Genomic DNA, 18,399 nt, shown 5'->3' with positions numbered 1-18,399 from the left:
TGTCCTTTCCTGCCCTGCCGCCTACGACACGGTCGCTTCGGCCAAGGTGATCTGGTCGCACTTGCGGATCGGGATGCCGCCGAAGCTGTCGAACAGGCGGCCGTCGCTCTCGTCGAGCGTGCGCCGGATGTTGGTGTTGCTGGTCGTGTTGGAGACCGAGGCGCCAAGGTTGCGTTGGATATCCAGCCACTGCTTGGTCGTGCGGTTCATGTACCAGGCCGGCCGGCACATCTTGATGTTGGGGATCTTGTTCATCGCCCGCATCATCAGCTTGACCAGGTCGGCCGGGGTCGAGCCCGCGAGATCCGACACGTCGATGTTGCCGATGCGCACGACATAGCGCCAATCGCGCACGGTGAGGCCGGCATCCCACTTGTAGTGGGTGCGATAGCCCTGGTAGCGATTGCCCGAGGCGTCGAGCAGCGTCTGCTCGCCCAGGTCCTTCATCGACAGGCCGGCTTTGCTGCCCTTGGGGAAGATGCCGTGGACGGTGAGATCGCCCCAGCCGACCAGCCAGATCGACGTGTTGTCCGAGCCCGAACCGCCGCCCGGGATGAAGTTGTTGGCGGTCTGCGACGTCGCCGTGGACGTCGTATTGTAGCGCGGCGCGAACCCCATGAAGCGCTCGGGATTGGTCGCGGTGTTGCCGTAGAACAGCACGCCCGCGAGCTGCTGCGTCAGCCCCTCGAGAAAGGCGCGATCCTCGGACAGGCGATAGGCCGCGGTATTGCCGTTGAGGTCCGCCAGCGCCTTGTCGATCTCCGAGTAGGTCTCGAGCATGCCGCAGGAATCGGTGATCTGCGTGCTCGTGCTCTTGGTCGGCACGATACCCTCGTTGAAGCGGCGCCAGGTGCCGGTCGGCAGCGAGGTCTGCACGCTGGTGCGGTGGCCGGTCGGCAGGTTCCCTTCGTTCCACACCATGTCGTCGGTGATCTCGTTCATCTGCGACAGCAGGCCGATCACCTGCGCGATGCTACCATTGGGGTCGATGACCTTGGACCAGTCGGCCAGGGTCGGATTGGTTACGGAAAGCGTTGCCATGGGGCGTGGTTCCTAGTTGTGCTAGGAGTTGGGGTAGAGGGACTTGGGGTCTAGCCCGCCGCGGCCGCGGCCGGCATTGCCGCCCACGAACGAGTCGTCCTTTATGCTGCGGGCGACCTTCACCATTCCCCGGATCAGTCCGGGATGATTTGTGAAGCCCAGCCCTTCGAGATAGGCGATGGTCTGGCGGTCGAAGACCCGCGAAAGCGCCGTCTTGGCTTCACCCAGCGCCTCGGGCGAGAATTCCTTCTCCGAGCTCGCGCGCCATTCGGTCGTCTGCTTCGTCCACGTAGACATGGAATGCTCATTGACCGCTCGCGCGATCTCCTTGTCGCGCTCGAGCGTGAAGTCGATCAGGCGCTGCGCCGTCTCCGGTGCGATCTTCTCGGCATCGAACAGCTTTACGGCATCGGCGAACACCGGATCGTCGGCGCGGTAGCCCTCGGGCAGGGTGAGTCCCGAATAGTCGACGAGCACGTCGGTCGTTGCGTTGCCGGCGTCGGCCTCCGGAGCGCGCTGCGCGGCCGCAACCTCGCCCTCCAGGCTGCCGGCCATCTCGGGCGCCGCGCCCTGCTGCGCCACTGTCGTGGTGCTGTCGATCGTGTCAGCCATCGCTCTGCTCCTCCGCGGCACAAGCCGCCAATTCGGCTTCCAAATGGTTGAACCGGGCTTCAACGCTCATCAGCTCGGTCATGTCCGGTGTGTGCCGTTCGAGTTCGCCCAGCAGCTCGATGCCGATGCTGCGGCGACCGGCGCGATAATCCTGGTGGCGCTGGGCCTCGAGGCCGCCCGGCACATATCCGTCGCTGCGGATGTCGCAGAGGCCGAGCAGCCCGTGCATGAAGCGGCGGCCCGCCTCGGTGGCCATCACCGAGCAGAGGTCGTCGGCGACGCGCTCCTGCGCCTCCTTCGCCAGCCGCTCGGCCTCGCGGACCTGCCTTGCTTCGTTCGGATCGTGCATCGCTCAGGCTCCCAGGACGGATTGAAGGGCGTTGCGGCCGCCGCCGACCTCGGTCTCGCTCAAGGTCTTGGCACCTTCGGCCAGCGCGCTGGCCGCTTGCAGAGCCTGCGTGGTTTCGGCCCGGAGCGCGCGGGCTGCACGGAGCTGGGCCACGACGTCGTCGGCCAGAGTGATCGACGCCGGTGCGCCGAGTTTGTCGGCATAGACGTCGATGCTTTCGTCGGCGTTCAGCTTGTCGAGAACCTCGGGCCGGGTGGCGGAGATACTGCCGGCGAAGGCCCACAAACGCTCGACGGTGCCGAGGTCGGCCGCTTTCTGCGCCTGCGCGAGGATCGAGATCAGCTCCACGTCGAGTGGATAGCCGTGCAGCTCCGGCGGCGGAGGGCTGAACAGCCCGTGCTCGGCCATGATGCCGAAGGTGCGCTGGACCAGCGGCTGCAACAGGTCGTCGTGCAGGTTCTCGAGCACTGGCCCCAGCATCTGCATCTTCTCCTCGCGGCGGGCGCTGATCTCGAGCTGGCTGCGCGGCTGCACGCCGTCCATGTCGGAGATCATCAGGAAGAGGTCCGCGAAGAAGGCCGACTTGATAGTGGCCTGGGTGCGCGAGACGAGACGCTCGACCTCCGCGATGGCGCCGGGAGCGGTCTGGTAGAGCGGCCACATCCCCGCTCCCCTCTCCTGGGTGGTGAAGTAGTTGATGGCGCCGGGCAGCACCGAAGAGGCCGAGCCGCGCAGGCTGACATGCGCGCCCATCGGCGGGTTCACATGCTTGTCGACCGCGTTGTGCTCGCGCTTCTTCAGTATCTGCAGCGACTTCACGTCGGGCAGCGCGTCGTGGCCAGGCCCTTTCGAGTAGGCATCGTTGCCGATCGGCGACCAGCGCGGCGTCAGTGCCGGGAACTGCGAATAGCCACCGCAATGGATGAACTCGCCATCCATATCTCCAGCCGACTGGCCACCGCCCTCTCGCCAGTAGACCGAACGGAATCTCTTGCCCGTCTGGTCGAGCCGCCCCTTCTCGTAGCCCGTGTTGGGCTCGATCATGTGCAGGACGGCGATCTCGGTGTCGGCATCAGCGCCGCGCGCCCGCTCGGAGATCTCGGCAATGCCGTGCTCGGGCCAGCGCGCCTCGATCTGGCGGTAGGAATACATGAAACGCCGCGCCAGCGTGTCGACCCTGCCGCGCCAGTCGAGACCCAGCCAGTATTCGCCGGTCGACAGGGTATAGAGGCGGATCACGTCCTCGCGGTCGAACTCGACGATCGCGCAGCCGGTGCCGAACTGGCCCAGCTCCTCGTAGATCAGCGGCAGCGCCGAATAGAGATTGCCGGCATTGAACACCATGCGCATGCGCTCCACGCACTCGTCGAGCCAGACCTTCACCGGCGCCAGCGACGCCACGCGGCGGTCAGGAATGGACAGCCGGAACCACGGCCGCGCCGGCGAGGTCACGCCCGACATCAGCCCGGCCACCAAGGTGCGCAATGCGAAGAGCGCGGTCGGATCGAGGATGGCGGTATTAGCCTGCGCGCCCCGGCCGCCTTGGTTGGGCGACGAGAAGAACTGCCCGCGCCGCGGATTGACGAGGCGCGACAGCTCGCGCCAGCTGGGTTCCCAGGACTGGCGCTGGCGCTTTAGGACGTTGAGGCGGGCATCGATGTGGCGGCGGAGGGCGGGATCGTGGGCCATCGCTCAGGCCCCCAGCATCGTCTTGCCGCGCGCGGCAGTGGTCGATGCGGCACCGGTGAGGCCGAGCCCACCAGTCGTGATCGTCGAAGCGTAACCCGCCATGGCGGCCGCGCGCTTCTTCTGCGCATCCCGCGCCTCGCGAACCGATGGGTCGGCCATCGAAGGGACGGGTGCTGGCGCCGGGGGCAAAGCCGGCGGCGACATCGGAGGATAAGCGGCTTGGCCGCCACCAAAAATACCCAAGGGCGTTTCTCCTGTGAGAAGCGAGCCCTTAAGTTACTGATGAACCGGATTTTGAAGATGCAAGCGGGAATTTGAGAAAGTGAGCCTAACCACCTTCTAAGCGGCTGCTCTCTCCGGCGAACTACATACAAGAAGATATCGCCTGGAGAGGTTTCCCATGGTGGAGGCGCCGTCATGCTCGCAGTGGTGGTTCATCGCGGCGTGTTCTGCGGTGACCGCGCAACGACGTCAGCGGGAGATTACATAATGCGGATTCGATGCGGGAATGCCGAATCCACGTCCTCGTCTACAGGTGGCGAGGACGGCGCCCGGATCGCGGTGGATTGGCATCACCATCGCGTTGAGGTCACTGGCAATGATCGAGGTGGGCTTCCGCGGCGTCAACATAGGAGGGGCGTGTTGGCGCACCGCCGGTCCAAGGCGAAAGGTCCGCCGCTCCCTCGGAGATGAGAGGAACAGCGGACCTCCAGACATCGTGTCGGCCGATCGACCGGTCGCCCAGGATGCCTCCCAATCGCCTCTGCGGGCGATTGATTCGACCATGACAATGCAGCGCGTGTGAGTCCAGTGCTTATAGGTCCGCGTGCGGGTCGTAGTCGGATTCGGTCGAGGTGACGCCGACGACGCCCCGTCCGGCACCGTCCTCGAACCGCGTGTTCTCCGGCAGATCCGCCACCGGATAGGCAAAGGTGAGCGCCAGCCCGTCGGCATTGTCGGGCGAGGAAAGGCCGCGCTTCTTCATGTCCTCCTTCTTTTCGAGCCGCAACGCGTTGTGCAGGTCGAAGCCGTATTCGCGCGCCGTCAGCTCGGCCTTCAGCTCGACATCGTCGGGGATGGCGCCGGTCTTGAGCCAGGCGCGCATCGAGGCCCACATCTCGGCGGCCTTGTTGGCGGTGAGCGGCATGCCGTCGCCCAATGTGTAGCGATCGGCGCGGCCGCCAAAGTTGACGCCGACGATGAGATGGCCCGCCAGCATCTGGCGCACGCGGTCGACCACGCCGGCACCGATGCCGCCCTCGTCGATGAACACCGCGGCCGCTCGATGGCGTAGCGCCTGTTCCGCCACCTTGCCCGACAGCACCATCAGGTCGCCGACCCGTAGCTTGATCGCGGGCACGGTCCGCGCGTCGCGGCCGCGGCGAAACCAGATCGTGCTCTGGTCGTCACCGCCGCGCGCGCAATCGACGCCCATGACGAGCGGTTGGCGTAGGTGACCTTCGGCGGGACGGGATGCCGCCTCCTCGACCGTTTCGCTGTCGATGAACTGCATGGCCCCTCCCCTTGGGAACTCGCCCTTCACGCGGACACGGAAGAAATCGCTGTCGTCGCCATAGTCCGCCGCCCAACGCGCGATCTCGCCCTTGTCGGTGAGCGAAACCTTGCGGCCATCGACCTGGTGGCGCAGCCAGCGATGGCGAAAGCGACCAAAGCATTCGCGAAAGCGGCCGGTGTTTCGTGTCGGATTGCCGGTGGCCAGCCACAGGATCTCGGTGTCGCGGTCAGTCAGCGCGCCTTCGATCGTTTCCCAGACAGGGTCGGGAATGGCCGAGGCCTCGTCGAAGGCGACGATCAGGCGGCGGCCCTGATTGTGCAGCCCGGCGAAGGCCTCGGTGGTGCGGAGGCTCCATGGCACCGCATCGATGCGCCAGGTCCGCTCGTGCACAGGCTCGGTGCTGGCGATCGCGGTGGCGGATATATCGAACCAGTCAGCGCAGACGGCGAGCCGCAGCCACTTGGTGAGTTCGGGCCAGGTCTTGGTTTTGAGCTGCGTCGCCGTATTGGCCGTCACGATGCCGCGCGTGTCGCGGAAGGTCGCGAGCGCCCAGACAATGATCCACGCCACGAGCGCCGACTTGCCGACGCCATGCCCCGAAGCGACGGCAATGCGGATCGCGTCGGAGACACTGCCGAGCGATCGGCCTATATGCAGCAGGACCTCGCGCTGCCAGAGCTCGGGCCCGGGATCCCTCTCCAGCACAGTCCCCGCCTCGCCCCAAGGGAACGCGAAAAGCACGAATCCCAGCGGATCGTGCGCATAGGTTCCGGCCTCGATGCCTAGCGGGTTGAGGGCTGGCGAAGGCTGAAGCTGCGATGGGTCGGCCACGGCACAGTTGCTGGTGAACCGGACATCGCACGAGCAAGGAAAATCGCTTTGTCTGTGCCAGACTGGCAAAAAACGAGGCGGCGCGATCTCGACACGGCACCTGCCGATGGTCCCTACAGTGCGCCGCGGCTAGAGCTTGCTGTCGATTTCCTCGAGATACTCTGTTTCTGGGTCGTAGGTCATGTCGCCGATGGCGGCGCCGATGCCGCTCATCGTCTCCTCGACGTCCTCGCTAGGCAGGTCATATTTGCTCGCCAGGCGATCGAGTACGGAGCGAATTTCGGCCTCGGCATCGAGCCTGTCACGCCGCAGCATATCGAGTTGGTCGCGCGGCGAGGCGGGAGCGGCGAAATATTGGGCGATGTCTTCCAGAAGGGTACGGGCCGTCTCCATGTCCTGCTCCTCCTTTCCTTTGGACAATCAATGCCCGAGCGCTGTGTTTGTTGCGTAACTGGGCAATTTCGCCTCGACAAAACATCACGATGGCTGGGGCAGGCGCGCAAAAAAGGGCCCGTCAAGCGGGCCCTTCCTTTCGCAGTTACCTGATCAACCCGGCCAATTCGCGCGCATGCGGTCGATTTCGGTCTGGCTCGGGCGGTACGGCGGCGCCTTGGGATCGAAGTTCTTCCATCCGGCCGCACGGTACTCGGCGCCACGGGCGACCGGATCGATCGGACTGGAGGCAGAGAGGATGGATTCGATGCGCGTCGCATCACCATCGGGAACCCGCGCCGTGACCAGCGTGCCTCCGCGACGAACGGCCTCCGAATAGACCTCTGCATGATCCTTGTCGGTGCCCGCCTCAACCATTGCGCCGACGATGCCGCCCGCGGCTGCGCCGCCGGCCGCGACAGCGGCCGTCGAGGCGAGCCAGCCCGCGGCCACGACCGGGCCGAGGCCCGGAATGGCCAGCAGGCCGAGGCCCGCAAGCAGTCCGGCGCCAGCGCCGACTGCTCCGCCAATGCCCGCACCGGCGGCCGCTTTGTTCACATCATCGACTTCTTCGTATTCGGCGCTGACGTACTTGTTCGCGACGATGCTGACGTCGCTGCTCGGCACGCCTGCCTTCTCGACGGCGTCGACGGCCGCGCGGGCCTGGGCGTAGCTGTCATAAGCTCGACTAACGGTCTTCATGTGAATGTTCCTTTTTCTTGTGTGCGTTACTGGTTGGCCATCACGACGTTGCCCTTGTAGTCGACCGCCACCTGCACAGGCTTGCCGGCCTGCTGCGCCGTGCCGCGCCAGATGCCGTCGTCGTCCTTCTTAAGGCCGGTCACATTGTCCATGCCCTGCGCAATGATGCGGTCCTTGGCCTGGGCCTCGGTGAAGGAATTCGAACCCTTCAGCGGCGCCCCCGCATCGGCCTGCCTGGTCTTGTAGGCATCGGCCTTGCAGGCGTTCATGAACTCGGTCTGGGTGATCGTGCCCTCGGTGGCGACCGTCATGCCCGCGACCCGCATGAACGATATGTAGCGGATGGCTTCGCCGCCCGAGACGTTGCCGTCGCTGTTCGCGTCGGCCTTCTTCCACATCTCCTGACACTCGGCATCGGTAGCTGCAAAGGCCGGGGCGCCGGCGATCATTACCGAGGCGGCCGCGAGGGCAAACATCTTCTTCATTTTCATTCCTCTCAATTGGGAGCTGAGCATTTCAACCGCCTGCACAACGGGCTCGCAGAGAATGGTTGCGGCTGCCGCTGGAATGTCGTCGGCAACTCGAAAGCTCCCGCGCACGTTGTACTCGAACCTTCAGCCCGGAGATTCCCATGACCAAGACCGAACAATTGATGCAGGAACGCGACGACCTACAGGCGAAGATCGCAAGTGCGCACAAGGCCAAAGGTGGGTCGGAACGCGAGACGTCCGATCTCAAGATGATGGAGCAGGAGTTGCTCGCGCTCGAGCAGCGCATCGCACGCGTGGAAAGCAGCCCCCCCGAGGCGAAGGAGAAGGGCAAGCCCCAGTCCGCAGACGATAAGTTGGAGAAGAAGCTCGATGCGGCCTTGAAGGACAGCTTCCCGGGCAGCGATCCGGTCTCCTTTATCGAGGCGGCGCCGGTGAAGCCCGGCGACCAGCATCACAAGAACGATCGGCGCTGATCGGTCGCACACAGAAAAAGGCCGGGTCTCATCGACCCGGCCCTTATTCATGGAGGAAAGGCTTGCCTCCGGTGACGGCAATCGTCGCACGGGGCTGCGTCGCGCGGGTCACGCCCGACATCTGCTGTCGCTGCGTTGGGTGGCTGACTGGTCGTCTTCTCCGCCGCGCCGGCCATTCCGCGCTCCTTGAGGTTGACGTTTACTCCAAGGGGCACGGAAGGATCGGGTTGCAGCGGGTAAGCTCTACTGCGCCACTACGGGTTCGCTCTGGGAGAGCTTATGACCCGTAAACGAACGGGTCTGCGGCGGCGGCAGCTTGCCGGCCTCCTTGAACTTGGCGAGGAGCTGAGCCTTGCGGGTTTTCAACCTTTCGCCCAGATCGTCGAGGTCGACACCGGCGTCGCGAGCCTCGGCGAACAGGCCTTCGGAACGCATCTCCTCTTCCTTGACGTGATGCTTGATCATTTCGGAAAGGACCTTGACCTTCGCGTCGTAAAACTCATGCGAGGGCGAGCCCTGCAGCAGCTCGGCGATCAATACCTTCGCACCGTCATGCTCTACATAGGCTTCGTCCAGCAGATCCTCGTCCTCGATCTTACCTTTGCAGGCCGGATAGAAAACCTCTTCTTCGATGGTCGCATGCACCATCAGCTCAGTGCAGATCTGTTCCACCAGCGCCTTCTTGCGATCTTCGGTCCGCGCCTTTTCGAAAGCTTCGAATAACTCTTCAACCTTGCGATGGTCAGCCTTGAGCAGCGCGACCGCATTATCGTTCGTAGCCATGGTATGCCTCTCAATCCAGAATGTGTGTTGGTCTTCAGTTCGGCGCGAGGTTGGACACGCGCCTTGGAAAGCGATGCTGGGCGAGATTGTCGAGAAGCGAGGTCGACAATTTTGTGCCTCCGATCACCACTCCGTCCGTCTCGGGGATGCCGATCACCTTGAACAATGCCCGTACATCCTCGGCCGCCGCGATCGGTTTGCCGTGACGGAAGGCTTCGTCGATGAAACGCTGGGCCATCGGCATCGCCATCAGTCCTTCCGCTACACCCGGCGGGATCAGTACGGCGTCATAAATCACAGACGGCGCATTCGGCGCCGCGCGGTTCACGGGCAGCGGCTTGGCCGTCGAGTCGATGACCGCGCCGGCGGTCGGACCGATCAGCTCCGGCACCTGGCCAGCCTTGGTGAGTTCGGCGACCATAGTCTTGATGAGGGCAGAGTCGACGCCGTCACCAACCAGGATCGCGATCTTGCGGCCCCGCACCATCGGCGGTGCCTTGTCCATGGAAAGGGCCGGCGAGTGCAGCTCTGCCGCCTTCGGATTGAGCGGCCCGGACGGCGTCGGCGCCGAGGGAGTGGGCGCGTCGGGCGTGCCGGCCGGCGCGACTTCGATGCCGGTCGCACCGGAAACCATGTCAGCCAGCTGCGGGGCGATGTTGCATAGAAGTTCATTCATGACGCGGTTCCGAACGCCCTGGTCCACGACCATGTTCAGCTCGAAAGAGAACGCCGCGGCGATATGATCCTTCTCCCAGTCGCTCATGCTGTTCCAGAACAAAGTCGCCTGGCTGAAATGGTCGCTGAAGCTTTCGCTGCGCTGACGCAGCTTGGCCCCCGCCTCCTGGACCGTGACCGAATGGAAGGCCGCCGCGGCCGTGGGCGAATGCATCGGGCAGCCGCCCCCCAGGCTGTTGGGGAAATAGGCGACCTTGCCGGGGTTGATCGTCATGCGACCGAAGCCGTCGCGCTGGTTGTTGTCGACCGGGCGCAGTGAACGGTTGATCGGCAGTTCGTGGAAGTTGGGCCCGACACGCCGGAGTTGGGTGTCGATGTAGGAAAAGAGTCGGCCCTGGAGGAGCGGATCGTTGGTAAAGTCGACGCCTGGCACGACATGACCGGTATGGAAGGCCACCTGCTCGGTCTCCGCGAAAAAGTTGTCCGGGTTCCGGTTGAGCGTCATCTTGCCGACCTTGCGAATCGGCACGAGCTCCTCGGGGATGATCTTGGTAGCGTCGAGCAGGTCGAAGTCGAACTTATGCTCATCCGCCGGCTCGACGATCTGCAATCCCAACTCCCACTCGGGAAAATCGCCGCGCTCGATCGCCTCCCACAAGTCGCGCCGGTTGAAGTCTGGGTCGCGACCACCCAGGAGGTTTGCCTCGTCCCAGACGAGCGAGCACACGCCCTTCAAAGGCTTCCAGTGGAACTTGACGAAACGCCATCCGCCCGCGGCATCGACCAGACGGAAGGTATGAACGCCGAAACCTTCCATCGTTGCGTAACTGCGCGGCAGCGCCCGGTCGCTCATGACCCACATCAGCATGTGGGCGCTCTCGGGCGTCAGCGAGACGAAGTCCCAGAAGGTGTCGTGGGCCGACTGTGCCTGCGGAATCTCGTTGTTGGGCTCGGGTTTCACCGCATGGATGAGGTCAGGGAACTTGTTGGCGTCCTGGATGAAGAACACGGGCATGTTGTTGCCGACCAGATCCCACACGCCCTCCTGGGTGTAGAACTTCACCGCAAAGCCGCGCACGTCACGCGGCGTATCGGCCGACCCGCGCGAGCCGGCTACGGTCGAGAAGCGAACGAAGACCGGTGTCTGGACCTTGGGATCGCGGAGCAGCTGCGCGCAGGTGATCTCGGACAGGTCTTCGTAGACCTGGAACACACCATGAGCGGCCGCGCCGCGGGCATGCACAACGCGTTCCGGAATGCGCTCGTGGTCGAAATGCGTGATCTTCTCACGCATTAGTATGTCTTCGAGCAGCGTCGGCCCGCGCACGCCGGCTTTCAACGAGTTCTGGTCGTCGCTCACCGCGACGCCCTGGTTGGTCGTGAGCACGCTGCCTGGCGGCATCGTGTCGGGCTGGATAGAGCTGGTTTTGGCCGTTTCCTGTCTCCCCGCGTCGACATTGTCGAGGGGGGTATCCTGCCCGGCCGTGCGCGGAGAAGGAGGCGCCATCGTTGGCGATACAGGCTTTTTGGCCATCAGGGATTCCGTTCAGTTGTGCGTGGAGAACTCGCCTGCAACGGGTGTCCCGTGGAACGGTTGCGCTATCGGCGGTCGCTTCCCCCCACATTGGGCTTCAACGCGGGGGAGTCGCTGAACACGACCATGAAGAGTTCGCGAAAGAGCTTCGCCACGTTCGGATCGGCAGGCGTTGCCGCCGGCGTTGTGGCGGTGGTCATCGACATCGCCATGTCGTTCCGGCAGTAGACGGCAAAGAGATTGACGACGCCGGGACGCCCGGACTTGAAGCGGGTCGTGCCCCGGCAGACGCTGTCGCCGTTCAGGTCGTTTGCGGCATTGGACACCAGCACCAGACGATAGTCCGGACGGGCCGCCTCGGGTGGCGCGTCATAGATGAAGGTGAGGGCGGGCCGCGGCTTTGAGGCTTGCATCACCGGCAACAACCCGGCCGCCGCCTGCTCGGGCGCCAGGGCCGGGAACGGATTGCCGGCGAGGACGACGCAGAAGTACTTGCCGTCGGTGGCCGTCCAGAATTCCTGGAAGTCGTATTGGACCGCATAGAACGTGCCGCCGATCGTGGCGGCGCCGGCAGTCGTGATGGAAAGCGCGGCGGCCGCGGCCGCCGCGAGCGCCGTCAGTGAACGCATCATCGATCGCATCGTGTCCTCGCATGAGAGAGAGGACCAGCCTCTACGCTTCCACGACCGCGCGTTCGGTCTGCCTTCGTACCCGAAACGATGACTATATCTTTACGCGCCTCATGATCCACATCTCCAAGCCGGACGTACGCCCGCGCCGTGAACGGTCCACTAGACGTCACCCCAGCGCAGGGTTTGTTCAGCGTCGCTGCGCTCGCGGTCCCGGCGCCGTCGGCCAGCATAGCGGTTGTCGGTTTCGCCACCGACCGAAACGAGGCGCTCGTGGGTCGCGCCCGTAAGCGCAAAGCGGCGGCGACTGGCCCATTCGCCCGGCCCCTGCGCGTTCACTTCTGAGTCGAAGAGAGCGGCAACCCTATCTCGATCCTCTTTGGCCGCGAAAGCGCAGAGCACCATGCTGGCGTTGCCGGCACGAGAAGTCGTCGCCGAATGTGTCGCACCGAGCCTCAGCTTGGTGCACACGCGACTCATCAGATTCACGCCTTCGCGCAAGCGCTGCGAGTCGAACGGGTCGCTTGGGATCCTGCCGCCGAAGAAAGACGGGTCGAGTTCTGCAACGAGCAGATGGGCCTTGCCCGGATCGCATGCGAGGTCTGCCCACTGGACTTTCGGCAAAGCGGTTCTCCCGGCGGGGACAATATGCCAGGAAGGATGGCAGGCTCGTCCGCGCCCTGCCGTCCGGCGGCGAACGCTATTGCCAGCGGCGCAGCAAATCCTCGGTCGTGAGGGCCTCGACCTGCGAGGAAAAGCGAGCACCGAACAGGTCGACGACGGTGTCGTGTGCGCCATCGCTGGTGCTGCACAGCGCGTCAGTGGGAAGCACGACGCGGAATCCGAGGTCGATCGCCTGCATCACGGTGGCAAGCACGCAGACGTCTGTTTCCCCGCCTGTCACGACCAGTGTCGAGATACCTCGCCGCTTGAGGGCCGACGCGAAGCCGGGACGGCTGAAGGCGGAGTTTGCGGGCTTCTCCACTTGGCGGGCCGGCGGTACGAGACGTGCCAACGGTTCGACGAGCTCGAGCAGGCCGGGATCCAGCTCCTCCCGCGTCATTTCCGGCCAGCGCTCATAGTAGGACTGCCAGGCTCCCGGTGCGGCGTCCGGACCAGCGGGCGGTGCGAAGCGGGTGAAGATCGTCCGCGCGGCATGTCGGGAAGCGATCTCGACCACGGCCGGCAGGACGCGCGGCAGCCAAGGTACGTGCCAGGCAGTTTCGTCGGCGAACACACGCTGCATGTCGATGCAGAGATGCAGAACCGCATCGCCTTCCAGAGGAAAGTCGCAGCCTTTCAGTCGTGTCCCCATCGATGACGCTGCTCCTCAGCCTCCCGGGACGCAGCTCGGGCGCGCCGGCCGGCGCCGCGGCCGTCGGGTTGACCGGCAATGGCGAGCAGCGCTTCATGCGTGGCATTGTCGAGCAGGAAATGCCGGTGCCCGCACCAGAGGGAGGCTTCTATTTCCTGGCCCCCCGTCACTTCGCCGAGACGCATGAAATCTTCCGGCTCCGTGACCACGCACTGGATCAGCAGGCTGTTTCCTTCGCGCGACGGCTGCACGGCGAAAGGGCCTTTGAGTTTGAGGTGACTACAGGTGCGAACCACCAGGTTGGCGGCAAACCGGAGACGCGCACTGTCGAAGGGATCGTCCTCACGAGGTCCGCCTGCGAAACACGGTGCGAGTTCGCCGACGATCAGAAAGGCGGTCCCGGGAGAATTGGCAAGATCGTTCCAGGCGAGACGCGGCATCGGCAATGGCTCCTCGCATAAAGTGGCTAGGGATCGCGTCGGGGCACGGCCAAGAGAGGCGTAACGGGCCTCATTCTCCGGATCGGGCGACGATCGGAAGGCGCCAGGGTCTCGCGACGCTCGCGCAACAGACGGTCTATGAGCGACTGGCGGCGTCGTCCCTCGCCTAAGGCCCGCAGAGAGGCGACTTCGGAGCCCAATCCCCTATGGATGATGTTGGTCGGCAACTTCCCCTCCTCACGCTGGCAAAACTCTCGGCTCAAGCCGGGCCGTCTTGCAAACGGGGCAACACGAGGGCGGTTGCGCAATGACGTGTGATAAATTCGTGATGCGACCGTGGCGGGTCCCGCCAGTGTGGGGCCCAAACGGTTCCGGATCGCCGGCGACTAGTTGGTCGCGTCGCCGCCGGTCGCTGCCGGACCGCTCGCCTCGGCGATGCCGTTGGCCGGCACGTCCGTGTCGACAGGACGAATCAGAGCACGCAACGCCTGACGCAATTCGGTGGCGGTCATGTCATCGTGCAGTCCCCGCAGGAGAGCGAGTCCTTCGGGAATGGGCGCCACGAACTCCGCGGCACGAATACATTCTAGCCCGGCCTCGTAGCGCCCCTCACGCAGGGCCTCGATCGCGGAGAGTGCGTGATAGGCCTCTCGCCGGTTCGGATTGCGCTTGAAGCGCTCCAGCACCAGCACGAAACGGTGGATACGCTGGCAAAGAGTGAGACGTGTCGCGTCCGCCAAATCCGTCATGACCTCACCACTATCTCAACAAGGGTGAGCATCCAAGCGCTACGATGCATCTCGATGATATGCCGATCATCAAATATGGAAGGCCGGGCTTCGGCATACTGTTTGTATGGCAATCTAGTGTTTAAGCATTCTACATGAATATTCTGGCTTAATTCCGAAACGGCGAGCCACCGCGTCGGCCATGCAACAGATCACCCAACGATGCGTAGTGCCTCCAGGTAAACATTTGGAGATAGGATATGGCCAAGCCAATCACGATTGCAGGCATTGACGGCACGCTGGAAGTCAATGAGGACGGCGAACTCGTGTACACGAAGTCGGGCCTGCAGACGGAAGTGCTCAAACCCGAACAGGCGATCGAGCGCTGGCCGCGCGCCGAGAGCCAGATCAGGCAGGCCCTCGGCACCCTCGAATGACAGCGTTAGCTTCGCTGACCGTTTGGCAGCGACCCTTGACGTAGCAGAACGGTCGAGCCGACCCCGGCCTCAGGCGGACTTGGCCTTCAGTTCCTCGAGCTGCTGGCGGGCGCCGGCGATCATGCAGGAGAGATCGGCCGTCAGCATCACCATGTCGAAGCCGCGCTTGACGGCGCCGGCCGCGAAGGGCGCGGCCGCGCAGTGCATGACGCACTTGATGCCGGCCTTGTGGGCGGCCTCGCGAATTTTATCGCAGGTCGCGATGTGAAGCGGATCGGGATTGTCGCCGCGCGGCGGCAGGCCTAGGGCGAACGAGAGGTCGGCGGGGCCGATATAGACGGCATCGAGGCCGGGCGTCGCGCAGATCGACTCGAGGTTCTCCAGCCCTTCCTTGGTCTCGATCATCGCCATGACGATGATCTCGTCGTTGGCGTTCGCCACGTAGTCGGCACCACCATAGTGAACCGCGCGCACCGGTCCCGAGGAGCGCATGCCCACCGGCGGATACCGGCAGGCTGCCACCGCCTTGGCAGCCTCCTCGGCATTGTTTACCAGCGGCACGATGATGCCGTAGGCGCCGAGGTCGAGCGCCTTCATGATGGCGGCCGGCTCGTTCCATGCCACGCGCACCACCGGCACCGTGTCGGTCTGCGAGATCGCCTGCAGCATCGGCGCCACGTCCTTCATCTCCGACAACCCATGCTGCAGGTCTACGCACAGCGCGTCGAAGCCCTGGCGCGCCATGACTTCCGCCGTGAAGGTGTTCGGCACCGAGAGCCACCCCAGTGTCGCGCATTTCCCCGCGGCCCAGATTTCCTTGATCTTGTTCTTTCGCATGGCCGGACCTTTCATTCGTCCAAGAGTCTCAGAAGCGGCGGGATTGGGCACGATCCGCGCTCCCGCATCAAGGGCTACGAGCCGCTTCGCGGGCATCGAGGGTGAGATTGCCAGCCAAACGGTGCGGTTGACCAAGATCGTCGCACGCCGTTGACCGCCGGGACCGCGTGTTGTTCACTCCGCGCCGTGACGCGTCACCTTCCCTCGCGACTGTTCGGACTGTTCTGCGCGCTGGCGGTGGCCTTCGTCACGACCTTCCATGTCTGCGGCATTGCCACGGCGAACGCCACGCTGGCGGCCTCCATCCACGCGCCGACGGCAGACGATTCCCCGCAGGACGAAGGAAGCCCAGCGGGCGAGAAGTGTCACGTCTGCGCCACCGTCTCACTGCCGGTGCCGACGCCGGTCGAGGACGCATCGCCCGACCGGATCGCGGTTCGGCAGGCGCCGGTGCGAGACCTCGTCTCCTACCACACGTCCCTCGCGCCGCCTCCTCCCAGAGCCTGATCGCCGCACGTCGTCCGCCTGAAGCCTGAACGCTTCGGGTCGTTCCCGTTCCTGCGATCGGAGTTCACATGTCTCCCCGTTTATGGCTCTGCGCGACGCTTGCCGTCGCTGCAGTTCATCCGTCGTTGGCCCAGACCGGCCAGGTGTCGGCGCAGCGCGCCGCCGCTCTGCTGCTGCCCCAGGCGCTGCGCACCGTCATCTCGACAAATCCCCGCCTGTCCGTCGCCGACCGGACCATCAACATGGCGGACGGGCGGCGCGAGCAGGCCGGCGCCCTGCCCAATCCGACCGTCGGCGTCGAGGTCGACAATTTCGCCTACGGCGAGAACGGGTTGACGAGCGGCGCCGAATATACGCTGCAGATCAGCCAGCTCTTCGAGCTGGGCGGCAAGCGCGACGCGCGCGTCCAGGCCGCCCTCGGCGACTACGACGCCGCCCGCTGGGAGCGCGAGGCGACGCGGCTGGAGCTCCTGTCGGAAACGGCCATCGCCTTCGTCGAAGCGCTGTCGGTACAGCGCAAGATCGCCCTCCTCGAACGCCACGCTGCGGCCCTGGAGAAGCTCGTGCCGCAGATGCAGAAGAGGGTCGAGGCCGGCGCCTCATCTCCCGCGGAGGTCTCGCGCATGCAGGCCGCCGCGGGCCTCGTTCGGCTCGACCGCGAGCGGGCGCGCATCGCGCTCAACGTCGCACGGCGCGAGCTTGCGGCGTTGATGGGCCTCGACCGGCCGACCTTCGCCGCCGTGGCCGGGGATTTCGGTCGCATCTCCCGCCCGGCGCCGCTGGACGCCGCCATCAAGGCGATCGAGGAGAATCCGCAGCTCATGCGCTGGACGGTTGTGCGCGCCCGGCGCGATGCCGAGCTCCTATCGGCGCGTCTCAAGCCGCTGCCCGACATCACGGCCAACATCGCCTGGCGCCACTATGCGGAGACCAGCCAGAACGCCCTGCGCCTCGGCGTCTCGGTGCCGATCAACGTCATCGACCGCAACACCGGCGCCATCCGCGAAGCCCAGGAGGCCGCCCAGAAGACCGGCGCCGAGCGGGCGGTGAACCGGCTCACGCTGATCGCCATCGTGGGCAAGGCCCATGACACCGCGACCGGCGCCCTGGCCCAGGTCGAGCTGCTGCGCCGGACGGTGATTCCCGCGGCGCGCGCCTCCCTGTCGACCGTCGAAGCGGGCTACGGACAGGGCCGCTACACGCTGCTCGAGATCCTGGACGCCTACCGCACCGTCGCCGACGCGGAACTGCAGGAACACGAGGCACTGGCGAGCTTCCACACTTCGATCGCCACCATCGAGGGCCTTACCGGCAGCGCGGTCAAGCTGGCACGAGGAAAATGATGCGATATCTGAGATACCTTGCCATCGCACTGGTCTGTGCCGGCGCGGTCGCAGCCGCCGGCTGGTACGCCTTCGATCCGCGGTTTGCGCGCCCTCCCGCGCCCGCCAAGGGTGGACACGGGCACGGCGATGAGAAGGAAGGGGACCATGCCCACGACGAGGGCGTGAAGCTGACCGACGCGCAGGTCGCGGCCGCGGGCATCGAACTGCTCCAGGCCGGCCCGCGCGAACTGCACGACACTCTGCGTCTCAACGGCATTATCCAGCCCAACCAGGAGACACTGGTCAAGGTGACGCCGCGCTTTCCCGGGGTGATCCGCAGTATGCGCAAGCGGCTGGGTGACAGGGTGAAGAAGGACGAAGTGCTCGCGACGGTCGAGAGCAACCAGAGCCTCACCAGCTACGAGCTGAAGGCCCCGATCGACGGCACCGTCATCGACCGAGACGGCACGCTGGGCGAATTCGCCTCGGAAGCGAAGCCGCTCTTCACGATCGCCGATCTGTCGACCATGTGGATCGACTTCGCCGTGTTCCGCCGAGACTTCAGCCGCGTCCGGACAGGCGATGCCGTGACGGTCGATGTCGGCGACGGCGGCCCGCCGGTCGAGGCCCGCATCGACTATCTGTCGCCGCTCGGCGCCACCGACACGCAGACCTCGATCGCCCGGGCGATCGTGAGGAACGGTGACAACCGGCTGCGGCCGGGCCTGTTCGTCGACGGCAAGGTCGTTCTATCGGCCAAGCCGGTCGACGTCGCAATCCGCACCGGTGCACTGCAGATGCTGGAAGGCAAGACAGTGGTCTTCGTACGCGAGAGCGACACATTCGCCTCCCGAGAAGTCGAGCTCGGCGCGCGCGACGCCGACTGGGTCGAGGTGGTTTTCGGCCTGCTCGCCGGCGACACCTACGCCGCAAAGAACAGCTTCGTGATCAAGGCCGAAATCGGCAAGGCGGGAGCGGCGCATGAGCATTGAGGCGCGCGTGAAGAAACGGGAAAGGTCCCTCGCTCCGCTCGGGATGACAATGTGTGTGGCG

Annotated in this window: 22 protein-coding genes; 5 read left to right on the top strand and 17 right to left on the bottom strand. The window is 65.0% G+C overall.

What is annotated here, in order from left to right; translation table 11 throughout:
- Positions 1-21: 21 nt before the first annotated feature.
- The 9 genes from ACT6UX_RS05960 to ACT6UX_RS05920 form a co-directional block, all read right to left on the bottom strand.
- Positions 22-1,041 (bottom strand): major capsid protein, encoded by a 1,020-nt coding sequence (locus ACT6UX_RS05960; RefSeq protein WP_444774226.1) that lies wholly within the window; start codon positions 1,039-1,041, stop codon positions 22-24.
- Positions 1,042-1,062: 21 nt separating this feature from the next.
- Complete coding sequence (locus tag ACT6UX_RS05955; protein WP_444774225.1) at positions 1,063-1,653, bottom strand: hypothetical protein; 591 nt, start codon at positions 1,651-1,653, stop codon at positions 1,063-1,065.
- Complete coding sequence (locus ACT6UX_RS05950; RefSeq protein ID WP_444774224.1) at positions 1,646-2,002, bottom strand: hypothetical protein; 357 nt, start codon at positions 2,000-2,002, stop codon at positions 1,646-1,648. The genes ACT6UX_RS05955 and ACT6UX_RS05950 overlap by 8 nt, the downstream gene beginning before the upstream one ends.
- Positions 2,003-2,005: 3 nt before the next feature.
- Positions 2,006-3,691: a portal protein gene (locus tag ACT6UX_RS05945; protein ID WP_444774223.1), complete on the bottom strand. Its 1,686-nt coding sequence runs from the start codon at positions 3,689-3,691 to the stop codon at positions 2,006-2,008.
- A gap of 3 nt (positions 3,692-3,694) precedes the next feature.
- A complete protein-coding gene (locus tag ACT6UX_RS05940; RefSeq protein WP_444774222.1) occupies positions 3,695-3,850 on the bottom strand; it encodes a hypothetical protein in 156 nt (51 codons plus the stop codon).
- Between the two features lie 655 nt (positions 3,851-4,505).
- Positions 4,506-6,038 carry a terminase gene (locus tag ACT6UX_RS05935; protein WP_444774221.1) on the bottom strand — a complete coding sequence of 511 codons (1,533 nt, stop codon included), beginning with the start codon at positions 6,036-6,038 and terminating at the stop codon, positions 4,506-4,508.
- A 129-nt stretch (positions 6,039-6,167) separates the two neighbouring features.
- Positions 6,168-6,431, bottom strand: a complete 264-nt coding sequence (locus ACT6UX_RS05930) for a hypothetical protein (RefSeq protein WP_444774220.1) — start codon at positions 6,429-6,431, stop codon at positions 6,168-6,170.
- A 153-nt stretch (positions 6,432-6,584) separates the two neighbouring features.
- Positions 6,585-7,172 (bottom strand): hypothetical protein, encoded by a 588-nt coding sequence (locus ACT6UX_RS05925; protein WP_444774219.1) that lies wholly within the window; start codon positions 7,170-7,172, stop codon positions 6,585-6,587.
- A gap of 26 nt (positions 7,173-7,198) precedes the next feature.
- The gene (locus ACT6UX_RS05920) at positions 7,199-7,657 is read right to left on the bottom strand and encodes a hypothetical protein (protein WP_444774218.1); all 459 of its coding nucleotides are present in this window, start codon (positions 7,655-7,657) and stop codon (positions 7,199-7,201) included.
- A gap of 146 nt (positions 7,658-7,803) precedes the next feature.
- On the opposite strand from ACT6UX_RS05920, the gene ACT6UX_RS05915 reads away from it, so the two are divergent.
- The gene (locus ACT6UX_RS05915) at positions 7,804-8,136 is read left to right on the top strand and encodes a hypothetical protein (protein WP_444774217.1); all 333 of its coding nucleotides are present in this window, start codon (positions 7,804-7,806) and stop codon (positions 8,134-8,136) included.
- A 243-nt stretch (positions 8,137-8,379) separates the two neighbouring features.
- On the opposite strand, the gene ACT6UX_RS05910 is transcribed toward ACT6UX_RS05915, so the two are convergent.
- The 7 genes from ACT6UX_RS05910 to ACT6UX_RS05880 form a co-directional block, all read right to left on the bottom strand.
- Positions 8,380-8,919, bottom strand: coding sequence for a hemerythrin domain-containing protein (locus ACT6UX_RS05910; protein ID WP_444774216.1), 540 nt, complete (start codon positions 8,917-8,919; stop codon positions 8,380-8,382).
- A gap of 34 nt (positions 8,920-8,953) precedes the next feature.
- Complete coding sequence (locus ACT6UX_RS05905) at positions 8,954-11,128, bottom strand: catalase (RefSeq protein WP_444774215.1); 2,175 nt, start codon at positions 11,126-11,128, stop codon at positions 8,954-8,956.
- A 65-nt stretch (positions 11,129-11,193) separates the two neighbouring features.
- Complete coding sequence (locus ACT6UX_RS05900) at positions 11,194-11,760, bottom strand: hypothetical protein (RefSeq protein WP_444774214.1); 567 nt, start codon at positions 11,758-11,760, stop codon at positions 11,194-11,196.
- A gap of 159 nt (positions 11,761-11,919) precedes the next feature.
- A complete protein-coding gene (locus tag ACT6UX_RS05895; RefSeq protein WP_444774213.1) occupies positions 11,920-12,381 on the bottom strand; it encodes a hypothetical protein in 462 nt (153 codons plus the stop codon).
- Between the two features lie 76 nt (positions 12,382-12,457).
- Positions 12,458-13,072, bottom strand: coding sequence for a cysteine hydrolase family protein (locus tag ACT6UX_RS05890; protein WP_444774212.1), 615 nt, complete (start codon positions 13,070-13,072; stop codon positions 12,458-12,460).
- Complete coding sequence (locus ACT6UX_RS05885; protein WP_444774211.1) at positions 13,057-13,512, bottom strand: hypothetical protein; 456 nt, start codon at positions 13,510-13,512, stop codon at positions 13,057-13,059. The genes ACT6UX_RS05890 and ACT6UX_RS05885 overlap by 16 nt, the downstream gene beginning before the upstream one ends.
- A gap of 386 nt (positions 13,513-13,898) precedes the next feature.
- Positions 13,899-14,261, bottom strand: a complete 363-nt coding sequence (locus ACT6UX_RS05880; protein WP_444774210.1) for a hypothetical protein — start codon at positions 14,259-14,261, stop codon at positions 13,899-13,901.
- Positions 14,262-14,500: 239 nt separating this feature from the next.
- Between ACT6UX_RS05880 and ACT6UX_RS05875 the strand changes: the two genes are divergently transcribed.
- Positions 14,501-14,677: a hypothetical protein gene (locus ACT6UX_RS05875; protein ID WP_444774209.1), complete on the top strand. Its 177-nt coding sequence runs from the start codon at positions 14,501-14,503 to the stop codon at positions 14,675-14,677.
- 69 nt (positions 14,678-14,746) lie between these two features.
- On the opposite strand, the gene ACT6UX_RS05870 is transcribed toward ACT6UX_RS05875, so the two are convergent.
- Complete coding sequence (locus ACT6UX_RS05870) at positions 14,747-15,514, bottom strand: HpcH/HpaI aldolase family protein (RefSeq protein ID WP_444774208.1); 768 nt, start codon at positions 15,512-15,514, stop codon at positions 14,747-14,749.
- Between the two features lie 186 nt (positions 15,515-15,700).
- On the opposite strand from ACT6UX_RS05870, the gene ACT6UX_RS05865 reads away from it, so the two are divergent.
- From ACT6UX_RS05865 to ihpB, 3 genes are all read left to right on the top strand, one after another.
- Entirely contained in the window at positions 15,701-16,021 is a 321-nt protein-coding gene (locus tag ACT6UX_RS05865; RefSeq protein WP_444774207.1) for a hypothetical protein, read from the top strand.
- 68 nt (positions 16,022-16,089) lie between these two features.
- Complete coding sequence (locus tag ACT6UX_RS05860) at positions 16,090-17,364, top strand: TolC family protein (protein WP_444774206.1); 1,275 nt, start codon at positions 16,090-16,092, stop codon at positions 17,362-17,364.
- Positions 17,364-18,338, top strand: coding sequence for a divalent metal ion exporter adaptor subunit IhpB (ihpB, locus tag ACT6UX_RS05855; protein ID WP_444774205.1), 975 nt, complete (start codon positions 17,364-17,366; stop codon positions 18,336-18,338). The genes ACT6UX_RS05860 and ihpB overlap by 1 nt, the downstream gene beginning before the upstream one ends.
- Positions 18,339-18,399 lie beyond the last annotated feature (61 nt).

This window comes from Reyranella sp., assembly GCF_052439685.1.
Taxonomy (GTDB): domain Bacteria; phylum Pseudomonadota; class Alphaproteobacteria; order Reyranellales; family Reyranellaceae; genus Reyranella.
The sequence above is the reverse complement of the archived record's forward strand: the minus strand, read 5'-3'. Positions and strand labels throughout refer to the sequence as shown.

Excerpts from the sequence above, each read along its gene's own strand:
- ACT6UX_RS05905 (WP_444774215.1), bottom strand. The coding sequence starts at position 11,128 with ATGGCCAAAAAGCCTGTATCGCCAACGATGGCGCCTCCTTCTCCGCGC.
- ACT6UX_RS05960 (WP_444774226.1), bottom strand. The coding sequence starts at position 1,041 with ATGGCAACGCTTTCCGTAACCAATCCGACCCTGGCCGACTGGTCCAAG.
- ACT6UX_RS05950 (WP_444774224.1), bottom strand. The coding sequence starts at position 2,002 with ATGCACGATCCGAACGAAGCAAGGCAGGTCCGCGAGGCCGAGCGGCTG.
- ACT6UX_RS05925 (WP_444774219.1), bottom strand. The coding sequence starts at position 7,172 with ATGAAGACCGTTAGTCGAGCTTATGACAGCTACGCCCAGGCCCGCGCG.
- ihpB (WP_444774205.1), top strand. The coding sequence starts at position 17,364 with ATGCGATATCTGAGATACCTTGCCATCGCACTGGTCTGTGCCGGCGCG.
- ACT6UX_RS05955 (WP_444774225.1), bottom strand. The coding sequence starts at position 1,653 with ATGGCTGACACGATCGACAGCACCACGACAGTGGCGCAGCAGGGCGCG.
- ACT6UX_RS05900 (WP_444774214.1), bottom strand. The coding sequence starts at position 11,760 with ATGATGCGTTCACTGACGGCGCTCGCGGCGGCCGCGGCCGCCGCGCTT.
- ACT6UX_RS05945 (WP_444774223.1), bottom strand. The coding sequence starts at position 3,691 with ATGGCCCACGATCCCGCCCTCCGCCGCCACATCGATGCCCGCCTCAAC.
- ACT6UX_RS05940 (WP_444774222.1), bottom strand. The coding sequence starts at position 3,850 with ATGGCCGACCCATCGGTTCGCGAGGCGCGGGATGCGCAGAAGAAGCGC.
- ACT6UX_RS05915 (WP_444774217.1), top strand. The coding sequence starts at position 7,804 with ATGACCAAGACCGAACAATTGATGCAGGAACGCGACGACCTACAGGCG.
- ACT6UX_RS05860 (WP_444774206.1), top strand. The coding sequence starts at position 16,090 with ATGTCTCCCCGTTTATGGCTCTGCGCGACGCTTGCCGTCGCTGCAGTT.
- ACT6UX_RS05870 (WP_444774208.1), bottom strand. The coding sequence starts at position 15,514 with ATGCGAAAGAACAAGATCAAGGAAATCTGGGCCGCGGGGAAATGCGCG.
- ACT6UX_RS05890 (WP_444774212.1), bottom strand. The coding sequence starts at position 13,072 with ATGGGGACACGACTGAAAGGCTGCGACTTTCCTCTGGAAGGCGATGCG.
- ACT6UX_RS05880 (WP_444774210.1), bottom strand. The coding sequence starts at position 14,261 with ATGACGGATTTGGCGGACGCGACACGTCTCACTCTTTGCCAGCGTATC.
- ACT6UX_RS05885 (WP_444774211.1), bottom strand. The coding sequence starts at position 13,512 with ATGCCGCGTCTCGCCTGGAACGATCTTGCCAATTCTCCCGGGACCGCC.
- ACT6UX_RS05920 (WP_444774218.1), bottom strand. The coding sequence starts at position 7,657 with ATGAAGAAGATGTTTGCCCTCGCGGCCGCCTCGGTAATGATCGCCGGC.
- ACT6UX_RS05875 (WP_444774209.1), top strand. The coding sequence starts at position 14,501 with ATGGCCAAGCCAATCACGATTGCAGGCATTGACGGCACGCTGGAAGTC.
- ACT6UX_RS05930 (WP_444774220.1), bottom strand. The coding sequence starts at position 6,431 with ATGGAGACGGCCCGTACCCTTCTGGAAGACATCGCCCAATATTTCGCC.
- ACT6UX_RS05910 (WP_444774216.1), bottom strand. The coding sequence starts at position 8,919 with ATGGCTACGAACGATAATGCGGTCGCGCTGCTCAAGGCTGACCATCGC.